The organism is Streptomyces sp. NEAU-YJ-81 (genome assembly GCF_017592595.1).
GTDB lineage: Bacteria > Actinomycetota > Actinomycetes > Streptomycetales > Streptomycetaceae > Streptomyces > Streptomyces hygroscopicus_B.
Genome location: NZ_JAGFNO010000027.1, coordinates 107,747 through 130,986 on the forward strand (window position 1 = coordinate 107,747; position 23,240 = coordinate 130,986).

Consider the following 23,240-nt stretch of genomic DNA (forward strand, 5'->3'; position numbering starts at 1 on the left):
TGGAGTCATGGACACCATCACGCTTGGAAACGTCGAGATCACCCGCGTGGTAGAGGTGACCCCAAGGGGGCTGCCGCGCGGCTTCATCTTTCCCGACGTGGCCATGGAGCACTGGCGCGCGCACGAGGGCTGGCTGACCCCCGAATTCCTGGATCCGGCCGCCGATGAGGTACGCACGATGATCCAGACCTGGCTGCTCCGCAGCGAGGGCCGGACGATCCTGATCGATACCGGCATCGGCAACGACCGGGAGCGGCCGGATGTGCCGCACTTCCACCATCTGCACACGGACTACCTCGGGGAACTGGCCGCGGCCGGGGTCCGCCCGGCCGACGTGGACCTGGTGATCTGCACCCATCTGCACGGGGACCACGTCGGATGGAACACCTCGTGGACGGACGGTGAGTGGCGGCCGACCTTCCCCAACGCGGAGTATGTGCTCCCCCGGACCGATTTCGACTACTGGAACCCGGAGAACGGACACCGGACCCGCTCCGGCCCCAGGATGGCGAACGTGTTCGAGGACAGCGTCGCCCCCGTCCACCAGGCCGGGCAGACCGTGCTGTGGGAGGGCGACCACTACGACATCGACGCCCAGCTTCGCCTCGAGCCCGCCCCCGGCCACACCCCCGGCTCCTGCGTGGTGCGGCTGCGGTCCGGTACGGATCGGGCGATCTTCGCGGGCGATCTGCTGCACAGCCCGCTGCAGATCGTGGAGCCGGACCTCTGCCCCTGCTTCGACGAGGACGAGCCCCGGGCGCGGGTCGCCCGCCGCCGGGTGCTGGGCGAGGCCGCGGACCAGGGCGCGCTGCTCTTCCCCGCGCACCTCCCCGGCGCGGGCGCGGCCGAAGTGCGGCGGGATGGCGAGCGGTTCGCGGTGAAGGAGTGGGCGGCATGGCGGTGAGCGTGTTCCGGAACATCCCGTACGCGGCCGCACTCACCGGCGCCGCGCGGTTCGCCGCGCCGACCCCCGTACACGGTGCACCCGGCGCCGACGGGCCGGGGCCGACGGCTCCGGTGCCCGAGCGGCGGTTCGCGGCGGACCTCAGCCCGGTGCTGGGGCACGGCTGGGTGCGTGGCGAGGACTATCTGACGGTCAACATCTGGACGCCCCGGACCGACGGCAACGCCCCGGTGATGGTCTTCGTGCACGGCGGCGGCTTCCTCTCCGGCACCGGCCAGGCGCCGCTGTACGACGGGACGTCCTTCGCCCGCGACGGCGTGGTCCTGGTCACCCTCAACTACCGTCTCGGCGCACCGGGTTGGCTGGACCTGCCGGACGCCCCGCGCAACCGGGGTCTGCTGGACGTGCTCGCGGCGCTGCGGTGGGTGCGCGAGCACATCGCGGACTACGGCGGGGACCCGGACCGGGTCACGGTGTTCGGGCAGTCGGCCGGAGGAATGATCGTCAGCGCGCTGCTGGTGACGCCCGAGGCCGCCGGGCTGTTCCGGCGTGCGATCAGCCAGAGCGGTGGGCTGCACACCCTGACCGGCGCGGAGGCGGCGGAGACGACCCGGGCCCTGGCCGACCGGCTGGGCGTACCCGCCACGGCCGAGGCGTTCGCCGCCATCCCCGACGAGCGCCTGGTGTCCGCGCTCGCCGACCTGCCCGGATTGGGTCCGAGGCTCTCACCGCTCGGTGTGGTGCTCGATGAGCCCGACGAGGTGGCCCCGCCGCATCCGGTGGATCTGCTGGTGGGCACGAACACCCAGGAGTCGCTGCTCTACCAGCGGCCGGAACACAGCGCGGGCATCGACGCCATGTTCCGCGACGCCCGTGAGCGGCTGGTGTCCCGCTACGACAAGGTGTTCAGCTACGACTTCGACTGGCGGGGCGGTCCGTTCGGCGCGTGCCACACCGCGGAGCTCCCGTTCGTGTTCGACAACACCGCTCTGCCCGCGCTCCGTACGGCGAACGGACTGCTCGGACCGGACATCCCGCCGTCGCTGGCCACGGAGATGCACGGCGCGTGGGTCCGGTTCGCCACCACCGGGGATCCGGGCTGGTCGGGGACGCGCAGGTTCCACTAGGTCCCACGGGGTGCGGCGGGGTGCGGCGGGGTGGCCGTCGGCGGCGGATCGGTGTCCGCTCCGGCGCCCACGGTCACGGCCCGCCTCGTCGCACCCCGGACCACCGGCCGCGCGTTCACCAACCGCCGTATTCCTGACGGCTGTGGGGCGGAGCCGGGCGGCTCGCCGGGGCCCGCATGGGGTCCTCCGGCGGCCGGGCCGGCCAGACCGGCCGAGGCGGTGGCGGCGGGGGCAGGCGAGAGCTGTCCGCTTTCTTTTCGTTCCACTCCCCCTCGCCCAGGACCAGCAGCGGATCGAACATGATGATGGTCCCCGCGACCACCAGAAAGATCACCGGGCCGATCAGCATGGGGAGGATCAGCGAAGCCGGCGCATTACCGCCCACGGAGGCGCCGAGCACATCGTCCAGCCGCACACTGACCGCGGCCATGCCCGTGTAGTGCATCCCGGTCACCGCGATCCCCATCACCATGCTCGATCCCAGGCTGGCGCGGAAACCGTGGATGGTCACGGCGGCCCAGAGGGCGGCGGTCGCGGCCACGACCGCGATCAGGACGGAGAGCAGGACGGTCGGCACGGAGTACTCCAGATGCCCCTGCATGCGCATCGCGGACATCCCGATGTAGTGCATGCCCGCGACGCCGAGTCCGGTGAACACACCGGCCGAGAGCAGCACCCCTCGGGAAACGCCCCGGTAGCCGACCATGAAGACACCGATGCCGACGACGACGATCGCCACCAGAAGGCTGAGAAGGGTGATCGGTATGTCGAAGCCGACCGGGGTTTCCTTCACATGGAACCCCATCATGGCGATGAAGTGCATCGTCCAGATGCCCGAGCCGATCGACGCGGATCCGAGCGCGAGCCAGCCCGGCTTCCAGGAACGCCGAGTACGCACCGAACGGGCGGTGCAGCGTAAGCCGAGGGCTCCCCCGAGACAGGCCATGAGGTAGGCCGCCAGCGGGGTGGTGGCCCCGTAGTTGAACCCGTCGATCGTGCCGTACATGTACGTTCCATCCTTCTCGCCGCGGGGATTCTGTGCAGAAACGTTGAGTCACCGGCGAGAGTAGGGCGCGCGCAAGCACGCCACCCACACATTTGGTCACGCATCGATAAAGGTGTCTCACCGGGCGTGACAGGATGTCGCATCATTCACCTCATGTCCGTTTTCGCCTTGGCCACCGGGCGGGAGTTCCCGCGCGGCCCCGAACACGCGTATCCGACTGGGCGATTCGCGGACGTCTTCCGGGCGGTTTCCGGAAAGAGCGATCAAAGGGCTCCTGTGCTCGCGCGGACGGGCGGATGATGAGTGGGGCATGACGAAGGGGGACGTTTCATGCACAGCAGGGATCTCGCGGCATTACGTGACCGAGCCGAACGAGCCGCGGCCGACGCGCTGGCGTGGATCGCCCCGCCCCCGCCCCCACCGGACGGCCCGGCGGCCAAGGCCCCGTCCGGCGGCGCTGATTCGGAGGGCCCACCGGACGGCCCGGCGGCCGAGCGACCGTCCGACGGCATCGGGGCAGAGGGATCGTCCGGCGGCACTCAGTCGCCCGCCGACGCCGACCCCGCGTCACTCGACCGCTTCATCGCCGAACTGAACGAGCTGGAGGCCGCGTTGGCGGCGGCCGTGCCGGACGGGGACGCGCTGCTGTGCACCGTACGCGCCCGGCTCGGCGGCCTGTACGCCGAGCGCTACCGGCGCAATCCCACCGACGACGACCGGAGTCGGGGCCTGCGGGTCCTGAGGGCGGCGCGCGCCCCTGGGACGCTCGACCCACCGGACGAGCGGGCCTCCGCCCTCCATCTGGTGCGGTTGCTGCTGACGCCCGGCATGATGGCCGGATGGGACGGCACGCTGTCCCGCCTCCTCGAATCCTTCGATGTGGGCCGCCAGGTGGTGGTGGGCGAGCCCGAACTCACCGCCGATCTGACCGAGCTGCGCGGGCTGCTGACCGACCTGGTGCCGACCCTGCCCGAGGGTATGGCCGAACCCCTGTCGTGGGCGGCCGAGGCCCTGGAGCGGGTGCCCGCCGCCGCGCGCTCCGGGGACTTCGAGCAGATGGCCGACCTGGCCGCGCAGCTGGCGGAGCGGATGCCGGACCGCCACTCCCCGCTGATGCGGGCCCTGAGCGGGCTGGTCACCGAGTTCGCCACGGCCGGGGCGGTCGGGGGCGATGAGACCGATCGACTGGAGGAGCTCAGCGCGGAGGAGACCGCCCTCACCTTCGCACAGGCCGCCCTCATGCTGGAGCTCGAAGTGCCCGGCACCGTCCGGACCGAGGATCTGGAGGCCCTGGTCGATGAGGTGAGCAAGGGACCGGCCGGTGAAGAGGCGGAGACCGCGATGCGCGCCGCGATGAGCCGCATGGCCCACGGCGTGCGCACAGGTGACGCCGACCGGCTGGCCGAGGCGGCCGAGTTGATCGGCACAGCCGCCGGTACGGGATCCGGACGGGTGGACTGGATGGCCGGGGTCATCTCGCCCGGACTGCTCACCGCGGCCAACATCCTGGGCGGCAACCTCACCGACCGCGACCAGGCGCGGGCCCGCCTCGACGCGCTCTTCGGCCCCGCCTCCGCGGTGTTCGAATCCGCCCACGCGACCGGGCCCGGCGCGGAGGGGCTACGGCTGTGTACCCGGAGCATGCACCTCCAGCTGCGCCTCAACGAAGCGCTGGACGAGCGGGACGCCGAAACGCTGGAGGAGCTGCTGGACGAGCTGCTCGACCTGTTGGAGGAGGCCGGCGAGAGCAGCGAATGGCAGTTCCTGGTGCTCTTTCTGCTCGGCCAGGCGCAGTTGAGCCTGGCGACGCTGGACGGCGGGATCCCCGCGCTGCGGGCCGGCGTGGCCTACTTCGAGGAGGCGGCGAACCACCCGAGGCTCCCGGCCTTCGCACAGCCCCTCATGGACGCGCAATGCGCGCCCCTGCTGGCCCTCTTCTCCATGATCGAACCGGATCCCGTACGTGTCTCCGAGGCCGTGACCCGGGCCCGCCGGGCCCTGGACGGCCCGGCCTCGACCCCCGACCAGCGGGTGTGGATCCGGCAAGGCATCGGGATGGCGCTGCTCACCATCCACAGGTCGACCGGCGACCACTCCGACCTGGAAGAGGCGGTCGGGGAGCTGGAACAGGCCAGGCGGGAACTCACCGAGCGCACCAGCCCGGCCATCCGGCAGAAGCTGCTGTGGGAGCTGGCCGAGGCGTACCGGCTGCGCGACGACCGCGAGCGCGATGACACAGGAACGGCCGTCGCCGCCGCCCATGCCTCGCTGTGGGTGCTGGCCGAGGACGTGCTGCTGCAACTGGGCGCCGAGCACGGCCTGGAGGTGGCCAGGGCGGGGGCCAGCCGTGGGCTGCTCGCCGCCCACTGGGCCGCCGTGGACGGCCGGATCGAGGAGGCCGTGGCATCGCTGGAGAACGGGCGTGGCCTGGTGCTGCGGGCCGCGGCCGCGGCCGCCGGGGTCCCCGAGCAGTTGGCCGCCCGCGGCGAGGCGGAGCTGGCCGAGCAGTGGCGGACCGCCGTACGGGACCTCCCGCCCCAGGCCGCGCCGACCGGCGGCGGACTCGCGCCCGGCATCGGCGGCGGTACCCCGGACGAGGTCCGGAGCGCGCTCGCGCGGGTCATGTCGGCCGGGGCCGCCCCCGGTGTCGAGATCCCCAGCAGGCTGCGCCGTCGCGCGCTGGACGTGCTGCGCCGGGACAGCGGCGAGGCGCCGCTGCGCGGGCTGCTCGGCGCCCCCGGCATCGGGGAGTTGCGGGAGGGGCTGCGCGCCACCGGCACCGACGCCCTGGTGTATCTGGTGCCCGGGCAGGACACCGCCGACGGCGTGACCGTCCTGGTGCCGAGCGCCGGTGAGCCGACGGCGCTGGCGCTGCCGGGGCTCGGCGCGCCCGGCCGGGAGCCGCTGGAGCGCTATCTGGACGCGGGCGCCCGGCGGTCCGCCGTGTCCGGGCACGGCATGGACGCCTACGCCGAGGCCCATCGGCACTGGGAGGCGGCGCTGGAGGGGCTGTGCGACTGGGCGGGCCCGGCCGTCCTCGCCCCCGTACTGGACGCGCTGGGTGTCCGGGCGGAGGACGGGTCCCCGCAGCACAACACACCGGTCCGGCTGATCCTCGTGCCGTGCGGCAACCTCGGTGCCGTTCCCTGGCACGCCGCCCGCCTCCCCGGGCCACGGGCCGGTGCGCGGCGTCCGTACACCTACGCCTGCGAAGACGCGGTCATCTCGTACGCCGCGTCCGGCGGCGAGTTTCTGCGGGCCGCGCGGCGCGGCCGGGTGGCGGCGAGCGAGCGCGCGGTGCTGGTGGCCGACCCGAGCGGGGATCTGACGTGGGCGCAGGACGAGGTGTCGGCCCTTCGCACCGCGTACTACACCACGGCCCTGCTCTACGGCTGGCACGAGGACGCGCCCGAGAACGCGCTGGGCACCCCCGAGGATGTGCTCTCCCACCTCCCCGGAGGCCCGACCGCGCCCGCCGCCTCGCTGCTGCATCTGGTGGTGCACGGCCTCGCCGGGCTGCGGCCCACCGATTCGGCCCTCCACCTGGCGGGGCGGGACCCCGAAGACGCCCCGGACCCCGAAGGCGCCCCGGACCCGGGCAGGCTGACGGTGACGCGCATTCTCGACGTGCCCGCCGGGGAACGGGCCGCCACCGGGCCGCTGATCGTGCTCAGCGCCTGCGAGACGGACCTCAGCAGCCGCGACCACGACGAGGCGCTGACCCCGACCACCGCACTGCTGGCGCGTGGCGCCACGGATGTGGTCGGCTCGCGGTGGAAGGTCTCGGACAGCGCGTCCGCCGCGCTGATGGTGGTCTTCCACCACCACCTGACCGTCGCCGGACTGGCCCCGCCGGACGCCCTGCGCGCCGCCCAACTGTGGATGCTCGACCACGACCGCCATCCCGTCCCCGGGCTGACCGGCCTTCTGCTGGCCGAGACGCAGAGCGATACGGGGGGCCTGGCCCGGATCGTCTCCTGGGCCGGATTCATCCACCAGGGCAATCCCGCTCCCCACGCACCCGCGGAAGGACGACAGCAATGACCACCGACGATCTCCTGGAGCTGCTGCGCCGGCATCTGCCGGAGATCCGCGCCTCGCTGACCCCCGCGCAGTTCAGCGGATTCCAGGACAGCGTGCTGCGGCTGCGGGCCGCCGGAGACGACGCCAGGGCCGTGCGCGCCGCGCTGCGGGAGGTGCGGCTGGCACTGCGGCCCCTCCCCCGCGAGAACGAACTGCGCAGAAAGCTGGACCAGTTCCGGGGCACGGCTCCCTCCGCGGTCCTGCCGGACGCCGACCGGCTGGCCGACCTGATCCGGCTGGTGGAGTCCGTGGACTGGCCGACGCTGGACCCCGCGAGCGCCGGGATCGCCGGGACCGTACGGGACCGGCTGCTGACCGCCCCCGCGCGGGGCCCGGAGCAGCTCACCGGCACCGCCGCCGAGAATCCCGCCGGGGCCGGGCTGATCCGCCTCTCCGACCCGGAGCGCGGCGATCGCTACCCGGACTTCCAGTTCGACCCGGACACCGGTGAGCCACGGCCGGTGGTGCAGCGGATCAACAGAATGCTGCTGTCGGACCAGGACCCCTGGGGCGCCGCGGACTGGTGGCTCGGCGGCAACACCTGGCTGCGCGACGCGCCGGCCGCCCTGGTGGGCCAGGTGCCGGACGCTCGGCTGACCGAGGCCGCCGCCGCGCTGTTGGGAGACGGCGGATGGTGAGGCAGGCGCCCCCCGAGGGCGCGCGTATGAGCCCCAATCTGTTCACCCTGAGCGCGGGCACCGAGCTGTGGAGGTGCCATGAAACCGCCTACGCCTGCACCGAGTTCAACCCGAGGCCCGCGCACTCGTTCTTCGGTGGCAACCGTTTCGACGCCACCGCCGAGGACCGGTATCCGTATCTGTACGCGGCCGTGGAACCGGCCACCACCCTCGCCGAAGTGATGCTGCGGGACATGGAGTTCACCGGGCCGGAGGCCCGGCGTCAGGTGCCATGGGCGCTGGCGGCCACCCGCTCGCTGTCCAAGGTGCGGGTGACCGAGGATCTGGTCCTGGTGCGGCTGGTCCGGGAGGAGGATCTGGCCGCGGTGTTCCAGACCTCCTGGCTGCTGGAGACCGACGACTACGCGCAGACCCGCGCCTGGGCGCGGGAGATCCGGCGCCAGGTGCCGGACGCCCAGGGGCTGGTGTGGCAGTCGCGGCGGCACCGCCCGCACCCCGCCCTGGTGCTGTTCGGCGACCGCTGCGGCGAGGAGCCGCTGAAGGCGGTGCCCGGCCAGGCCCACAACCTGGGCACGTTCGAGGGGGCGGGCGAGGCCAACCGGCTGCTGGCGCCGCTGCGGGCGGTCGTCATTCCGCCCGGAACGCGGGCATGAGCGCGCGGGGCGGCCCGGGGGTCGCCGCCCCGCGACACCGCCCGGCACCGGCTCAGCCGGTGCCGGGCCCCGGCCCGTACAGCCGTACGGCGAAGCCGACCCGCAGCCCGAGCCGGAGCTGGTCGCCGTCGCGGACGGGGGTGCGCACGCCCGCCGCGATCCGGGCGCCGTTGAGATACGTGCCATTGCGGGTGCCCGCCTCGGGCTCCTCGACCCAGGCGTTTCCGTCCGGCTCCACGGTGAGCGACGCATGACGCCGGGAGACCTTGTTCCAGTCGGCGAACGCGGCGGCGGTCCGCGGCGCCCAGTCCGGGTGGCGGCCGATGTGCAACGGAGGGCCCGGGCCGTGACGGAGCTCCAGACAGGGCTCGGCGCAGACCAGCAGCACATGGGTGCGCGTACGGTCACAGGACGGGCAGCGGGCGTCCCGGGGGGCCACCGGCGCACGGCAGTTCCAGCAGGGCGCGGACACCTCGACACCGGCCGGGCCCGCCGCGGGCCGGGGTGCGGGCTCTGCCGTCGGCTCCGGCGCCTCGCCCGGCTTCTCCGGTGTCTCCCCTTCCGCCGGTGCTTCCAGTTCGTCGCCGTCCGGCAGGCGAACCCACCCCCGGGGAGTGTCCCTCTCGCTCATCGGCCGCCGCCGGGACCGGGATCCGCGGCCCCTGTGTGCACCACCCGCAGGTCCAGGGCCACCGTTCCGTCCCCGGCGGGCCGCACACCGGTGACGGTGACCGCCGTGCCCGCCAGCCGCTCCTGGTCGAACAGCGCCCGTGCCAGCGGGTTGATCAGATGCGTCTCCAGCAGCATGCCGATCCCCCGGCCGCCGTTGTCGACATCCGCCGTGCAGTAGGCGGACAGCGCCTGATGCGCCTCGTCGGAGAGGCGCAGATGCACCCCCTGCTCATCCCGCAGCACCCGTTGGATGTTGCCCACCTGCGAGTCGAAGATCTCGGCGGCCACCTTGGCGTCGATGTAGTCGAAGACCACCACATTGCCGCCGAGCCGGTTCATCAGCTCCGGGCGGCCGATCTCCTCGACGAAGTGTTCCTTCACATTGGCCAGGATGATCTCCTCCAACTGGTGGTACGGCATCCCGGGCTCGGCCACCCGCCCTTCGTGTCCGCGTCCGCCCTCACCGGTCCGTTTCCTGACCCCGAGGTTGGAGGTGAAGATCAGCACGCATTCGCTGAAGTACGTGGTGACCCCCTGCCCGTCGGTGAGCCGACCGTCCTCGAGCACCTGGAGGAACTTGTCGAGCACACCCTTGTCGGCCTTGTCGATCTCGTCGAACAGCACCACCCGGAAGGGGTCGTTGCGCACCGCCGTGGTCAGCTCGCCACCGGCCTCGTAACCCACATATCCCGGTGGTGCGCCGAGCAGCCGGTCCACCGAATGCGGTGCGGAGAACTCGCTCATATCGAAGCGCAGACAGGCGTCCTCGGTGCCGAACAGCAGCTTGGCCACCGACTTGGCCAGCTCGGTCTTGCCGGTGCCGGTCGGCCCCGCGAAGAACAGCACACCGCGCGGCCGGCTGCCGGGGTGGGACGCCTGGGCGCCGGACAGGCTGAGCGCGGCGCGCTTGAGGATGTCGAGGGTCTTGCCGACCGCCTTCTCCTGGCCCTTCACCCGCGCCCGCAGGTCCGCCTCGCCCTTCTTGATCTGCTTGCGGATGTAGTCCGCCTGCCACGGGTTGTCCTTGACGCCGAGCTGGTAGACCCGGACCGCGTCCCGCATCTCGGCGAACGACAGCCCGCGGTCGAGCGCCATACGGGCGCTCTCCCGCATCGCGCGCAGGGTCAGCCCGGCGGTGGCCCGGGCGAAGGTGTCGATGTCGTGCTCGTCCAGCGGCCGTCGCTTGTCGAGCCGGACCGGCCCATCGTCGTCTCCGCCCTCGGACGCGGACGCGGCGGTGTGCTCCTCGGCCAGCAGCTCGGCCATGCGCCGCCTGCTGCCCAGGTCGGGCAGCGGGATGCCGATGGTACGGACCCGTTCGCTGCCCGCGACCAGCCAGGTGGGCAGATCGCGCTCCCCGTCGGCGAGCCAGATCACGGGGTTGAACAGCCGCCGTCCGCTGCCCGGGGAGGAGATCGGCCGTGCGTCCTCGGCCAGCTTGAGGCAGTTGAGGAAGAAGTCCCGTTCCGGATCGCTGAGCCGGGTGACATCGGTGGGGATCCGGGCGGCGTAGTCGATCAACAACACCACCCGGTAGGGCTGTTGGCGCGGCGCCGGATCCGGGCGGGGCCGGCCGTCCGGTGTCTTCGGCTGCCGCCCCTGCTGCTTCCAGCCGGTGACGATGTCGCGCAGCGTCCGCTCCGCGTCGGCCAGGTGGACGGGGGTGTCGGCGCGCCGGGCGCGCCCGGGCCTGGCGGCGTCCCGCCCGTGCAGCAGCTCGCGGATCTCCTTGGCCGCCGGGCCCACGACGACGGTGAAGCCGTCCGCGATGTCGAAGCGGATCAGCGCCTCGTACCCCTCCTGCCACAGGGCGTTCCACAGGACCTCGGTGAGGGTGTGGTGGGCGTCGTAAGTCGCCTCGGGGCCGCCCTCGTCGGGGTCCTTGTCGTGGCGGACGAGGTGGATGTCCCGGATGCTGCCGTGCAGTACATACTGGGACTGGACGCTGAGCGTGCCGACCAGCTCCTCGGCGAAGGCCGGGAGCCTGCGGTCGTCGCGGCCCGGGGACGTCACCGGCTCGGTCATGACTGCCTCTTCTGGTCATGGTGGCGGGCCTTGGGTCCGGTGCCGCGGTTCTGAGCGGGCCGGGGTGCCGTGCGCCGGACCGGCCGCGCTGGTGGCTCGCCGAAGGTGAACGGCACGCTGAGCCCGGCCCGTTCGGCCAGCGCGCGCAGCTTCCCCAGATGCTCGGGGGCCTCGTCGCACCGCCGCCAGTCGAGGTCCAGATCGTCGTCGGTCTCCTCGGCGGGGTCGCGCTCGCGGTGCATCGTGGCGACCCGGGCGGTGCCCCCGGCGTCCACGCTGACGCGGAGCCAGTGCTCCTCCCCCCAGCCCGGCGGGGTCCAGTCGATGATCTGCGCCGCTCCGGAGGTGGTGTATCCGGCCGTCTCGGGCTCCGACCGCCGGACCGCCGCGCGGATCACCTCCGTGGCGTACATCCGCTGATACGCGTCGACCCGCTCTCCGACGCGGGCCGCGACGCGCACGCGCTCGGCTTCCGTCAGCGTCCCGCCCTGGTAGAGAATGCGCTCCAGGAGCGCGATCTCCGCCCTGGCATCGGGCAGCGGAACGGGTGTGCCGGAGTGGCCGTCACCGGGTGTGCCGGGGTGGTCGTCGCGGAGGAAGGCGAGCTGCTGGGCGGCCCACTCCTCGGTCTCCTGCCGCCGCTCGGCGTCGCGCGTCATCCGCTCGGCGAACCCGGCGGCCTCCCGCAGATGGCGCTTGGCCGCGGCGGGCCGCCGGGCGGCGACCTCCGCGGCGACGGTCACCCTCTCCTCCACCAGCCGGTAGTCGGCCACCGACACGTTCTGCGGAAGCATGGCCAGCAGGTCCCCGCCCAGCCTCAGCACCTCCTCCTCGGTGGGGGCCGTGGGGGCGGGGGACGGCGGCTGCGGCAGCGAACCGCGCGCCTCGGTTTCGGTGGCGGCCTCCTCGTACGCCTCCAGCGCCTGGCGGCGGCGGGCACGCAGAGTGGCGTGCCAGCCGGTGTCCTCGGGATGCGCTCCGGCCACCGGGCGGGCGGCCGCCTCCATCGTGGCCCGTGCGTAGGCGGCCTCCGCGTGGCGCAGCCGGCGGTCGGTGTCGGCCAGTTGTCGCCATGCCTCGTCCAGATTCTTGCCCGTCAGGGCCGGCGGCGGTGGCAGGTCGGGCGGTTCCGGTGGCCCGTCGGGGCCGGCCCGCCGTATCCGCGCGCGCAGTGTGTCGATGCGGGCCTTGGCCCGGACAGCGGCGAAGGCGGCGTCCCGCCAGCACACGGCGGCCTGCCGGGCGTCCAACTGCCGCTGACGCAACGCGGCCTGGTCCTCGGCGGCGCGGATGGCGGCGGCCGCGAGCACCTGCGCCCCGGCCATGGTGGCGCGGCCGACGAGCAGCGCCCCGCTGAGCGAGCCGAGGCCGATCAGGGCGGGCACCATCAGGTCGTGCAGCTGGTCCATGGCGGCGTTCAGCGCATGGCCGGTGGTGTTGTGCACGGCGTCGGCGAGGTGCTGCCCGGCCTGGGTGCCGACGTGGTCCGACAGCCCGGGGCCCTGGACCGCGTTGTGCGGCACTCCGGCGTTCGGGATGGTGTTGGTGACGGTGTCGTTGAACGTGTCCTGGACGGTGTGCTGGAGGGTCTCGGCGGCCGGCGGCGGGGGGAAGTACACATCGGGCATCACATCGCCGATGCTGGCAATCGCCTGTCCTGAGCTCATGTGAGCCTCCCTGACGTCGGCGGGGCGGCCGTCCTAGGGTGGCCGGGGCGGTGCCGTTCGTCCCGGCCGCGCAGCTCCGCCACATAGCGGCGCCAGCACCGCAGCCGGTGCCAGGTCCACCAGACGAGGACGGCCACGGTGGCCAGCGGCCACACCCAGGGAGCGTAGGCCACGGTGGCCCACAACAGGGCGATGACCGGGAGGATCAGCAGGCCCTGGACGGGGAAGCGGGAGCCGGGGCGGCGGATGAACCGGGCCACGGGCAGCGCACGGTCGATCAGCAGCCCGGCCAGGGACCGGTCCGGGTGGTAACCGGGGCTGCCGATGCGGTACGCCGTCCACAGCTCCAGGGCCAGGACGGCGGCGGCCGCCGGGACGGCCAGCATCCACGCCGTCACCACCGCGCGCTGGGCGGGCCATCCCACCAGATCGCCCAGGCCGATCACGAAGATCCACGGGAAGACGAAGGCGACGGCTCCGCCGAGGGCCCAGCCGAGTGTGGGCAGCATGTCCTGTCTGCGCACCCACAGTGTGGCCACGTCCAGGTCGCGCTCCTGGCGGAGGAGGGCCCGCTCACCGTCGAGCCTCCCTTGCGTCTCCGAGGACTCCTGCTCGGCGAATCCGGCCAGCCACTCGGCCAGTTGCAGCCGCACCAGATCCTCGGGGTCGCGCACCAGCCGCCCGTACCAGGCCACCGGCTGCGGCAACGCGGCCTGGATGCCGGCGGTCCGCTCCTGGAGCCTGCGCCGATGCGCGGTGGGGGCGGCGGCGAGTGACAGGAGGGCGGCGAGCCGGGAACGGTCGAGCCGGGTGGCGGCGCGCACCTCGGCACGGCGGTCACGCAGCCGGGGCGACTCGTGGAGCACCTCGTCGACGGTGTGCTGCCAGCGGGAGCGGGCCGTCAGCCAGCGCTGCTGCACCTCGGCGAGCCCATCGCCGCCGGGCCGTGAGTCCAGCAGCGGCAGAATGGTGTGGTCCCGCAGGTCCGCCACGACGGAGAGGGCGAACTCATCGCCGCGCCCGGCCTCCCGCAGCAACTCCCCCAGCCCCGCGTGGTCCAGCGGCACCCCGCGGTAGGACGCGTCGAGGGTGGGGCCGAGCCAGGAGATCAGCCGCACCATCGTGACCGGCTTCGGCTCACGCGGCGGAGCCGCGGGGTGCTGCGGCTCCAGGAGGTCCAGCAGCGCCGCCAGTTCAGCGGCGTCGCGGTCCGGCGCGCCCTCGAACTGCCGTAGCCAGCGGGTGAATTCGCCCCGGCCGCGCCGTCGGGAGAGGAGCTGCCGGGCGGGCCGCCAGTTCTCGCTGAACGCCCTGGCCAGCTGCTTCGGCCTGGTGTAGCGCTCATCGAGGAAGGCGAACGGCTCGATGTCCGGGGCGTCTTCAGGATCGGAGGCGCCGGGGGCCGTGCCCGCCTCCCGGGGGGCGATCGGCGGCGAGCCGCCCACCAGCCACTGCGCCACCTCGTCGGTTCCCCAGCGGTGGTCGGGGTCGCGGGTGAGCAGCCCCATGCACAGCAGCCGCAGCCGGTGGTCGGTGACCAGGGACAGATCGGGGGCGCGGGAGCTGATCTCCTCGCGGACGAAGTCGTTGTCGGTGAACCGGACGGGGTGGCGTCCGCCGGCCATCTCGGCGACGATCATGCCGAGCGACCACCAGTCGGCGGGCGGGTGGATCAGCTGGTGGCGCAGGGACGCCTGCGGGGACATATAGAGGGCGGTGCCGACCCAGCGCTCGTCCCGGGTGTAGCGCTCGGCGGGTTCGTGGGCGGAGACGGCGAAGTCGACGAGGACGAGGTCCGGGGCGGCCGGGTCGAGACTGCCGAGCACGATGTTGGCCGGGCTGATGTCCCGGTGGACGATGTTCAGTTCGTGCAGGGTGGTGAGGGCCTCGTGCAGCTGCCGTACGACGCTGTGGATGAGCACGGGGTCGGCCGGGCCGGGGTTGTCCCTCAGATATCCGGCCAGGTCGGTCTCGCCGTAGGAGGGCGCCAGGTCGTACGGATGCCCGTCGGCCCCGGTGTCGCCGGTCTCGGTGAAGTGGGTGAGGTGCCGGCGCGGCCGGTCCCGCAGCGGCTCCCACACCCGGCGGTCCGGGGCGTGGCCGAGGTGGTACCACTTGAGGATGTGGCTGCCGCGCTCGTCCTCGACGCGGTAGACGGCCGCCTGGTGCGGATGGTCGGGGCGGCGCAGCACGGCCCTCAGTCGGAACCGGCCGCGCAGCGAGACCGGCAGCGCTCCGGTGTCCCCGCGCAGGTCGCGACCCCCGTGCGCGACCTGCGCGGGCGCCGCCGAGGGGGTCTCGTCCTCGGTGGGCCCGGCCATCGTGGCGGCTGCCGACTGGGGCGGCTCCTCGTGTTCGGTGAGCCCGACCGCCGTGGCGCCGACCGATGGGGGCGGCTCCTCGTGTTCAGTGAGCCCGACCGCCGTGGTCGCCGCAGACGGAGGGGGCTCCTCGTGTTCGGTGGGCGGCGGCCCGGCGTCGTGCGCGCGGTGCTCTTCGGGCTCCTCTCGGTCCCGGTGGTACCCGTGGTCCCCGTGGGCTGCGTATTGCTCGTCGTCCCCGTAAGCCCCATAGGCCTCGTCGTCCTCGGATTCCGTGGGGGGCGGTTGCTCGTGCGGATGGGTCACAAAGGTCACCTCGTGAACGGGTGGGCGGTCTCGGATTCAATGGCGGCGACAGCGGCGGCCGGTGACCGTCTGGCCGTGGATCAAGAAATCGGAACCTTGGAAATCGGAAATCTGTTCCAGCACGGCGTGAATTACCGGCGGTACAAAGCCCGGCGCGGTACGGCCACCGAGAGAACGATTTCCTCTTTCCCGGCCGGTCGCTAGCCTGGTGACCATGAGTCAGGAGTCATTTGCATCAAATTTGCCCACATACGATCAACTCCTGGAAGAACTGAAAGGCATACGCAGACCCGGACTGCCGGATCTGCGCAGGACCGATCGGCCGGCGCTGCGCGCCGCGGCCGTGGCGGGCGGCTTCTGTGATGGCTCCGACGACGCCCCGGCCGGTATCGAGGCGCTGCTCAGGGAGGCGGTACGGCGGCTCGGCGAGCGGGATCTGCTCGGCCAGGCGGCGGCCCACACCTTCGGGCTGCTCCCCGACCGCCGGGGCGCGCCCGCCCATGACCGCCGTAAGACGGCCGCCGCCGTGTACGGGGTCACCCCCGAGCGGTTCCGCAAGCAGCAGGAACCGCAGGTCATCCAGCAGCTCGCCGAGGCCGTGCTGACCATCCTGCGGGAGCCGCCGCCCTTCCCCGGGAAACCGGGCGCGGCGGGACAGAGCACCGGGCCGGGCGCCGGGCCGCGGAACTCCGGCGGACCGAGCCCGACCGGGCAGAGCACCATCGCGCGGAGCGGCCGGGCCGGCCAGGAGCCTCCGCTGCGGGTCGACAGCGTGCCGGTGGACGCGCGGAGCACCTTCACCCTGCATGTCTCGCCCATCGAACTGCTGCGGGACATCGAGGTGCTGGTCTCCTCGGAGAACGTCTACCTGGAGATGTCCAAGACCTTCCGCCCCACCGTGTCCGGCGCGCTGCGCCTGGCCGCCGCCGTACGCGACCCCGCCGGGGAGATCGTCGACGATGTGCTGGCCCGTGAACTGGCCGGGTGGCTGCGCGCCCACGGCCGCCCGGGGCTGCCGATCCGGCCGGGCACGGTGGTGCCCACCGCGCCGGGAGCGCTCGCCGCGCGCGGCGTCCGGCGGATCTACCACGCCGCGGTCGCCACCCCGCGGGACGATACGTACGAGGTCCGCCCGGAGAGCATCGCCCGCGCGGTCAGTGCGTGCTTCGCGCTCGCCCGGGCGGAGCGCGACCGGTACGAGCCCGCCCTGTCCTCCATCTGTTTTCCGCTGCTCGGCGCGGGCCGGGGCGGTCTGGCACCGGCGGTCAGCGCGACCTGGCTGCGCTGGGCGATCCGCGACGAACTCGCCCGGGACTCCCGCTGGCGGGTGCACCTGGTGGTCCGCAGCCGGGAGATAGCCGAGGCCGTCGGGGCTCTGTGACCACCAACGACTGAGACCGTCCGGGCGCCGTGACCACCACCGACCGAGACCATCGGCCCTCGGTGACCACGCCCGCCGGGGCCACGGCGCGCCGTCCCGTCCGGGCGGGCGCGCCCGCTCAGGGGCGCCAGCTCGCACCGGTGAGGGCGATCCCCGCCCGCCGCAACCGACGCTCCAGCGCGGCCAGTTCGCCCCGCCCCGGCACTCCGTAGAGCCGCACATCGCCCTCCCCCTCGACCATCTGCAGACGCGGCCCGCTCTCCGTCCGGGCCAGATGCTCCTGGTAGCGCGCCCACCCCCGCGCCGTACGCGGCCGCATGCGCTGGTTCGCCGAGCCGCGCCACACCAGGGCGGTGGGCTCGGCCGCCCGGAAGCGCCCGGTCACCAGCACATCGGCGTGCCGGACGGCGGCGGAGCGCGCCGCGTCGCCCTCCACTTCCTCCTGCTCGTATCCCGTGTAGAGGAGGATGTCGATCTCGCGGCCCGCCGCCGGGCCGCCCGGTGCCGTCGCCTCCGCACGGGCCCGCACCGCCCCGGCCAGCAGGGCCTCCAGAGCGGCGGGCTGGTCGAGCGGCTCGCCGCCGCTGACCGTCAGCCCGTCGGCGCCCCGCGCCAACGCCTCGCGCCAACACCCGAGCAGGGACGACACCGTACGGGAGGCGCCGCCCAGCGGATCCCAGGTGTGCCGTGACATACAGCCGGCGCAGGCCAGGCCGCAGCCCTGGGACCAGACGCCCAGGCGCCGCCCCGGGCCCAGGGTCTCCACCGGGAAGTGGGTCTGACTGATCCGGAGCGTGGGCTCCGCGCACTCTGGGACGTTCTCCACCGACCCGTCTCCTATTCCCCCGAGGTCGTGTTTCCGAGATCCATGATCAAAAAGGCGTGGCCCCGGAACCGTTCCAGTATGACCCGGCGTCAGGCATCGACGAGGGCGTTCTCCGGTCGACTTCCGGGCGTTTTCGGGAGCGGGCCCTATGGGGAGCATTCCCGGGTACGACCTCACCGATACGGTCTGACAAGGAATCGAATCGACAACGTCATCGGCATCGACTGCGAGCCGTTCACGGGGAAAAGCGGAATTCCGCTGTCCGCAATGCGGCCGTCCGGTGCGGGAATTGCGCACCGGGGAAAACGGGGGATCCATTTCCATGATCACATCTGACAGTGTCAACGGGGTGGTGCGCCGGGGCCGGCTCGGCCGTACCGCCCGCTTCGCGGCCCGCCGGCGGGGCAAGCGGGACGGTGCCCGCGGCGTCCCGCGCATCCCGCTCCCGGAGCCGCCCGAGGAGCAGCGGGGCGAGATACCGCCGCCCATCGAGCCACCGGCTCCCGAGCTGCTCATCACGCCGTACGTGATGGAGGTGCGGACCGGCGTCCGCCGGGCCACCGAGCAGATGCGCTCCGCCCTCATCGGACGGGAGCACGCTCTGCTCAGCCGGGTGCGCGCCGAGTCGGTGCGCGTCGTCACCCAGTACGACGTCCGCGAGGACCCCCGGCCCGCCGCGCTCGCGCGGTACGGCCACTGGGTGGGCCAGTGGCGCACCAGCGTGGACCGCTGCCGGTCGCATGCCCAGGCCGTCGTCGACCAGGCCAATCAGCGACTCGCCTGCTACTGGGACGCGGTGCGCGAGACCCACCCCCAGCTCTCCCGCCTCCCCCGGCGCCCGCCCGGGGACTGGCTGCCGGGCCGGGTGGAGCTGGACCGGTCCTGGCAGCAGCCCGACGTCTGGCTGCTGGCCGACGACGACAGCGCCCGCACGGCCACCTCCCGGGCGCTGCAGATACTCGAACGGCAGAACACCGACCGCGTCGACGGGAGGACCGCGCGATGACCGTCCACAGTCCCGCTCCGGAGCACCCCGGCACCCGGCGGCGCCGGAACCTGCGGCGCGCCCTGCCCGCCGCGCTGGTGCTCGTCCTGGCGGCCGCCATCACGGCCTGCGGCTCCGATGAACCGTCACGCTACTCCCGGACATGCGGCGTCGTGGTCGACGGCTCGGGCTCGGCCGCCGCCTCCCGGACCGGCTTCGACGCGGAGGCCAAGCTCAGGGCGACCCTGCAGACGTTCCTGTCGGACCACAAGTGCCGCAAGACGTCCTTCGCCCCCATCACCAAGGTTTCCAAGGCGTCCAAGTGCCAGGTCAGCCCGCTCGACCTGGACCCGGACACCTCGAAGACCGCCAACCGCGAGCGGGCCCGCACCACCATGCGCGGGGTCGCCCTCTCCAACGCCCTGAAGCTGCTGCGCTGCGCCCAGAAGGAGGAGCCCGGCTCCGATGTGCTCGGGGGGCTGTCGCGCATCGCGCTGTCCAAGCCGTCCGGCGACGACGCGTCGTTCGACGTTCTCGTGGTGAGCGACTTCGACCAGGGCGACACCGACTTCCGGCTGGGGCGGCAGGACCTTTCCACCGCCGCGAGCCGCCGGACCGTCATCGACGGTTTCCTCAAGTCGCACGGCGCGCCGAAGCTGTCCGGCGCGGACATCTATCCGGTGGGCTACGGCATGAAGTACCACACCAACACCTCCCACTACGAGCAGTTCAACGCCTTCTGGACGGAGCTTCTGGAGGGGAGGGTGAAGGCACATGTCGACACCACCTACCGCCGGTGACGACCAGGCGCCGCGTCGGCTGAGGCTGCGCCGCCGCAGGGCCGACGCCGACCGCGGGCGCCGGGGAGGGCGGGCGACCGCACGGCGGTTCCCCGACGGCGCGCTGCCCCAGCCCGACCCCGTCGCATCGGATGTCATCCGGGCCGGGGACAGCGCCTGGCTTCTGGACCGGGCGCGCAAGCACGGCGCCTCGGCGGCCGGCCGGAAGGTCTTCGACCCCTGGGTCCTGGCCACCTCCGACCGGGTGCCCTACTTCGCCGAGCTGGCCAGCCTGCGCAACCGGGTCAGGCACCGGCTCGCCGAGGAACAGGCGCGGGCCGAGGAGGACGGCGCGCTGGAGGCGAGCCAGGCCAGGGCGGCCGCCACCGCCGCCGGTGAGCGCCTGGAGCGGGCGGGCCGCCGGCGGGCCGTCCTGGAGCAGCGGCAGATGGTCACCACCGCCCAGTTGGACCGGCTGGCGCGGCGGGCCGACCGGTGGCAGACCTTCCGCGACACCGTTCGGGGCGGTTTCGAGCGTCGGTGGCGTGCCCGTATGCCCGCCGGCTGGAACGACGGCGCCGACCCCGGACGGCCGGGCGCCACGCGGCGCGAGGACGAGCCGGAGACCGCCGGCGGCCACGCCGGCTGGCAGGCGGTGTCCGACCACGATCCGGTGGCGGAGGCGGACGCGGCCGACCGGGCACTGTCCACCAGAGCGGCATGGGAGGGCGCGGCGGCGCGCCCCGGTATGCCGCGCTGGATGAAGCTCGGGGTGCTGGCCGCGCTGATCGTGGTGGAACTGCCCGTCTACTACTCGGTGTTCGAGAATCTGCACGGCGTCGGGCGCTTCGCCGATCTGCTCTCCTACAGCCTTATGGTGGCCGTGGCCGTGGCGATGATCCTCGCCCCGCATATCGCGGGCTGGATACTGCGGCGGCGCTCCGCCACCGGCGCGGTCCGGCTGTCGGCCGTGCCCGCCCTCGCCCTGCTGGGCGTCTGGGCGTACGGCGCCTGGGCGTTGGGCGATCTGCGGGCCAAGGTGGCGTTCCGGCAGGAGCCTCCGCTGGATCTGCCACCCGATGTGGCCGCGGACGTGGGGGACAGCGTGCGCAATCCACCGAGCCTCATCGAGTCGCTGCATCTGGACCCGCAGAGCGTGACCTGGATGTTCGTCGCGCTGCTGCTGCTCTCCGGCGGTATCGCCTTCCTGATCGGGCTGGGCGAGGAGCACCCGTATCTCGCGGCGTACCGGACCACGGCCGAGCGGCTGCGGGAACTGGAGCAGGAGATCGAGACGGATCTGGCCGGCTCGGAGCGCGCCAAGGAGGCCGAGGCCACCATGGGCGCCCGCGGGGGCGCCCGCCGCGCGGCCCATGAGGCGCGGCTGTACGCGGTCGACGACCTGTACGAAGCCGCGGCGCACGCCTATCTGGACGGGGTGGCCATGGAGTCCGGCGATCCGGCGGTGACCGAGGCCGCCATGCGGCTGTCCCGGCAGTGGCCGCTGCTGCCGCACTGAGAGCGTGCGGCGCACCGAAAGCAGGTGGAAACCCACGGGGGTGGCGATGGATCCGACGACACCGGCGCAGTACATACTCATCACGCAGTGTCTGCAGAACGACTTCTTCCTCAACCTGGACTGCCAGTTGTCCCTGCCGGACAGCGCGGTCTCCAAGCTGCTGCTGGACAGCGAGAGCGGCGCGGGCCGCCGGAACGAGGGCCCCCCCCGGGTGCGGTCCGAGGCGGTGCTGCACCCGTCACCGCTGGCCCGTTTCCTGGACGCCACCGTCGGCTCCCGGACGCGCGGACACGGGGACGGGGTTCTGCATCTGATCAACATCCGTGACTGGCATGTCCCGGGAGAGGCGTACGACCTGGAGCGCAGGCAGTACGGGGCACACTGCGAGGCCGGCACCTGGGGAGCGGCGTACGTCGACGGGCTCACGGATCTGCTGGCCCCGGATCGGTGCGCCCCGGCGGACGGCGAGGACGGCTGGGGCGGGAGACTCCGCGTCCACCATGTGCGGTCCAACACGCTCTTCGACTTCCAGCACAGCTCCGGAGGACGTCCCGACCTCAGCGAACCGGCGCCGCTGACGACGCTGCTGGACGGTCTGCTGGGCGACGGACGGCAGGAGACGGCACATGTCGTGGTGATCGGTGTTCTCACCGACATCAAGGTCCAGCTGCTGCTGACCGGTATCCGCTCCCGCTACGACGTCCGGCAGCTCGTGGTCTCCGACGCGCTCACCGCCAGCAGGACCCTGGAGCGCCATCTGACGGCCCTGGACTTCTGTCAGCGTGTGCTGCGCACCGAGGTGATGACCGGTCTGGCGGAGCTGGCCCGTTTCCTGGGTTCCCGGCCGGACGACGACCGGCGGCTGTCCCGTGGCGGGGACGCGGAGTTCGCGGGCTACTCCTCGTACATCCAGGACAAGCAGGGCATCCTGTCGTACGAGGACGCCAGGCTGCGGGACTACCGCATCCAGACCTCCGAACGCCTCCGGCGGGCGCAGCACACGGTCGGTTTCGCCAGCAAGTTCCTGCTGGGGCTGGGCACATGTTTGCTGCTCACCGCGCTTGTGCTGTCGCTCGTCGGGGTCTTCCTCCCGGGCCGTATCGGGTGGCAGAGCCCCGCCGTGCTCGGCGCACTCGGTGTGGGGCAGATCGTCACGTTGTTCTTCACCCGGCCGGTCAGATCCGTGCAGGACGCGCTGGCGGAGGAGACCATCTACCGGATGATCCTGGAGAGCCGCAGTCTGAAGGTGGCGCTGGCCCGGTTCCACATCACCACGGCGACCTCGCTCCGGCGGCATGACGATGTCGACGGGCAATCCGGCGCGCTGGCACGGCAGTTGGAGATCCTGGAGAAGATCGACACAGCCGACTTCGAACGGCTCAAACAGCTGGGGGTGACCCCGCGCGCCGAACCACCCGGGCCCGGCCGGTCCCGCAGAAGGAACCGCGCACAGGCTCCCTGAACACCTCGTACTGCCGAGCGAGGGGGGCTCGCCGCCCCGCTACGGCCCAGCCGTCAGACCTCGACCACCGGTGTCTGGAGTTCCGTGACCCACTCCTCGCGGTTCTCCGGGCACTCCAGGTTGACCTCCCGGGGGTAGCCGGACGACCGGTAGCCGTTGCCGTCGATCCAATGGGCCAGGGCCTGGGCCGTGGGCACCACGGCGTCCATCGGGCCGCGGTGGACGATGGTCGCGGCCCGGTCGACGGGCGGCAGATCGAGGATCCGGAGGTCCTCACCGTCCCGGAGCGGGGCGGAGACCTGGACGGCGGCGTGGACGGTGATGGCGCCGCCGCCTTCCGGGGCGTCCTCGTAGTACGCGACACCGGGGCCCGTCGGGGTGATGCCCGCCGCATCGAGGCGCCGGAACAGCTCGTCGTAGAGGGGTGTGATGACCGGGCCGATGTCCCGGGGGTCGAAGCCGGTGGCGGTCGCGGTGAGCTCCGCCACCCGCACTGCCGGGATCTCCTTGATGACGACGTCGTTCGTGGGCATGTGTCCTTCGCTTTCGATCGACCGGAGCCTCGCCTCGACCTGTACCAGCCGTGCCGCCGCGGCGGCCACGGTGGCTTCCAGCTCGGCCCGCCGCAACCGCAGCATGCCGCGCAGTTCCCCGGTGCCGACCTTCTCGTCCACGATGTCCCGCACCTGCTGGAGGGTGAAGCCGAGCTCTTTGAGCGCGATGACCCGGTTCAGGCGGCTGAGCTGGGCCGCGGAGTAGTAGCGGTAGCCGGTGGCGGGGTCGACATGGGCCGGGCGCAGCAGTCCGGTGGCGTCGTAGTGGCGCAGCATCCGGACCGATACACGGCCGTGCCGGGCGAAGTCTCCGATGGTGAACATGATGTCTC

17 protein-coding genes are annotated in these 23,240 nt (G+C 72.9%); 10 read left to right on the forward strand and 7 right to left on the reverse strand.

The window, feature by feature from the left end; all coding sequences use genetic code 11:
• Positions 1–7: 7 nt before the first annotated feature.
• Positions 8–904 (forward strand): MBL fold metallo-hydrolase, encoded by an 897-nt coding sequence (locus J5X86_RS38605; RefSeq protein WP_208521319.1) that lies wholly within the window; start codon positions 8–10, stop codon positions 902–904.
• Positions 895–2,031 carry a carboxylesterase/lipase family protein gene (locus tag J5X86_RS38610; RefSeq protein ID WP_208521320.1) on the forward strand — a complete coding sequence of 379 codons (1,137 nt, stop codon included), beginning with the start codon at positions 895–897 and terminating at the stop codon, positions 2,029–2,031. Before J5X86_RS38605 ends, J5X86_RS38610 begins: the two co-directional genes overlap by 10 nt.
• 115 nt (positions 2,032–2,146) lie before the next feature.
• On the opposite strand, the gene J5X86_RS38615 is transcribed toward J5X86_RS38610, so the two are convergent.
• The gene (locus tag J5X86_RS38615; RefSeq protein ID WP_208521321.1) at positions 2,147–3,037 is read right to left on the reverse strand and encodes an MHYT domain-containing protein; all 891 of its coding nucleotides are present in this window, start codon (positions 3,035–3,037) and stop codon (positions 2,147–2,149) included.
• Between the two features lie 330 nt (positions 3,038–3,367).
• On the opposite strand from J5X86_RS38615, the gene J5X86_RS38620 reads away from it, so the two are divergent.
• From J5X86_RS38620 to J5X86_RS38630, 3 genes are read left to right on the forward strand one after another with little or no spacing between them, the layout of a single operon-like run.
• Complete coding sequence (locus tag J5X86_RS38620) at positions 3,368–7,081, forward strand: CHAT domain-containing protein (RefSeq protein WP_208521322.1); 3,714 nt, start codon at positions 3,368–3,370, stop codon at positions 7,079–7,081.
• Entirely contained in the window at positions 7,078–7,758 is a 681-nt protein-coding gene (locus J5X86_RS38625) for a hypothetical protein (RefSeq protein ID WP_208521323.1), read from the forward strand. Before J5X86_RS38620 ends, J5X86_RS38625 begins: the two co-directional genes overlap by 4 nt.
• Before the next feature lie 26 nt (positions 7,759–7,784).
• Positions 7,785–8,411, forward strand: coding sequence for an RES family NAD+ phosphorylase (locus tag J5X86_RS38630; RefSeq protein WP_243982549.1), 627 nt, complete (start codon positions 7,785–7,787; stop codon positions 8,409–8,411).
• A 52-nt stretch (positions 8,412–8,463) separates the two neighbouring features.
• Here J5X86_RS38630 and J5X86_RS38635 read toward each other — a convergent pair whose 3' ends face one another.
• The 4 genes from J5X86_RS38635 to J5X86_RS38650 are packed head-to-tail and all read right to left on the reverse strand — an operon-like array spanning position 8,464 to position 15,402.
• Positions 8,464–9,042: an FHA domain-containing protein gene (locus J5X86_RS38635; RefSeq protein ID WP_208521325.1), complete on the reverse strand. Its 579-nt coding sequence runs from the start codon at positions 9,040–9,042 to the stop codon at positions 8,464–8,466.
• Entirely contained in the window at positions 9,039–11,108 is a 2,070-nt protein-coding gene (locus J5X86_RS38640) for an AAA family ATPase (protein ID WP_208521326.1), read from the reverse strand. The genes J5X86_RS38635 and J5X86_RS38640 overlap by 4 nt, the downstream gene beginning before the upstream one ends.
• Complete coding sequence (locus J5X86_RS38645) at positions 11,105–12,775, reverse strand: hypothetical protein (protein ID WP_208521327.1); 1,671 nt, start codon at positions 12,773–12,775, stop codon at positions 11,105–11,107. The genes J5X86_RS38640 and J5X86_RS38645 overlap by 4 nt, the downstream gene beginning before the upstream one ends.
• Entirely contained in the window at positions 12,772–15,402 is a 2,631-nt protein-coding gene (locus J5X86_RS38650) for a protein kinase (RefSeq protein WP_208521328.1), read from the reverse strand. The genes J5X86_RS38645 and J5X86_RS38650 overlap by 4 nt, the downstream gene beginning before the upstream one ends.
• A 241-nt stretch (positions 15,403–15,643) precedes the next feature.
• Between J5X86_RS38650 and J5X86_RS38655 the strand changes: the two genes are divergently transcribed.
• On the forward strand, positions 15,644–16,783 hold the full coding sequence (locus J5X86_RS38655) for an Appr-1-p processing protein (protein ID WP_243982551.1): 1,140 nt from the start codon (positions 15,644–15,646) through the stop codon (positions 16,781–16,783).
• Between the two features lie 118 nt (positions 16,784–16,901).
• On the opposite strand, the gene J5X86_RS38660 is transcribed toward J5X86_RS38655, so the two are convergent.
• Positions 16,902–17,609, reverse strand: a complete 708-nt coding sequence (locus J5X86_RS38660) for a 4Fe-4S single cluster domain-containing protein (RefSeq protein ID WP_208521330.1) — start codon at positions 17,607–17,609, stop codon at positions 16,902–16,904.
• Positions 17,610–17,931: 322 nt separating this feature from the next.
• Between J5X86_RS38660 and J5X86_RS38665 the strand changes: the two genes are divergently transcribed.
• From J5X86_RS38665 to J5X86_RS38680, 4 genes are read left to right on the forward strand one after another with little or no spacing between them, the layout of a single operon-like run.
• Positions 17,932–18,615: a hypothetical protein gene (locus J5X86_RS38665; RefSeq protein WP_208521331.1), complete on the forward strand. Its 684-nt coding sequence runs from the start codon at positions 17,932–17,934 to the stop codon at positions 18,613–18,615.
• Positions 18,612–19,394 carry a hypothetical protein gene (locus J5X86_RS38670; protein WP_208521332.1) on the forward strand — a complete coding sequence of 261 codons (783 nt, stop codon included), beginning with the start codon at positions 18,612–18,614 and terminating at the stop codon, positions 19,392–19,394. The genes J5X86_RS38665 and J5X86_RS38670 overlap by 4 nt, the downstream gene beginning before the upstream one ends.
• Positions 19,369–20,892 carry a hypothetical protein gene (locus J5X86_RS38675; RefSeq protein ID WP_208521333.1) on the forward strand — a complete coding sequence of 508 codons (1,524 nt, stop codon included), beginning with the start codon at positions 19,369–19,371 and terminating at the stop codon, positions 20,890–20,892. The genes J5X86_RS38670 and J5X86_RS38675 overlap by 26 nt, the downstream gene beginning before the upstream one ends.
• A gap of 46 nt (positions 20,893–20,938) precedes the next feature.
• Entirely contained in the window at positions 20,939–22,354 is a 1,416-nt protein-coding gene (locus tag J5X86_RS38680; protein ID WP_208521334.1) for a hypothetical protein, read from the forward strand.
• Positions 22,355–22,407: 53 nt separating this feature from the next.
• Here the strand turns inward: J5X86_RS38680 and J5X86_RS38685 are convergent, their stop codons facing one another.
• Positions 22,408–23,232, reverse strand: coding sequence for a MerR family transcriptional regulator (locus J5X86_RS38685; RefSeq protein ID WP_208521335.1), 825 nt, complete (start codon positions 23,230–23,232; stop codon positions 22,408–22,410).
• Between the last annotated feature and the right edge of the window lie 8 nt (positions 23,233–23,240).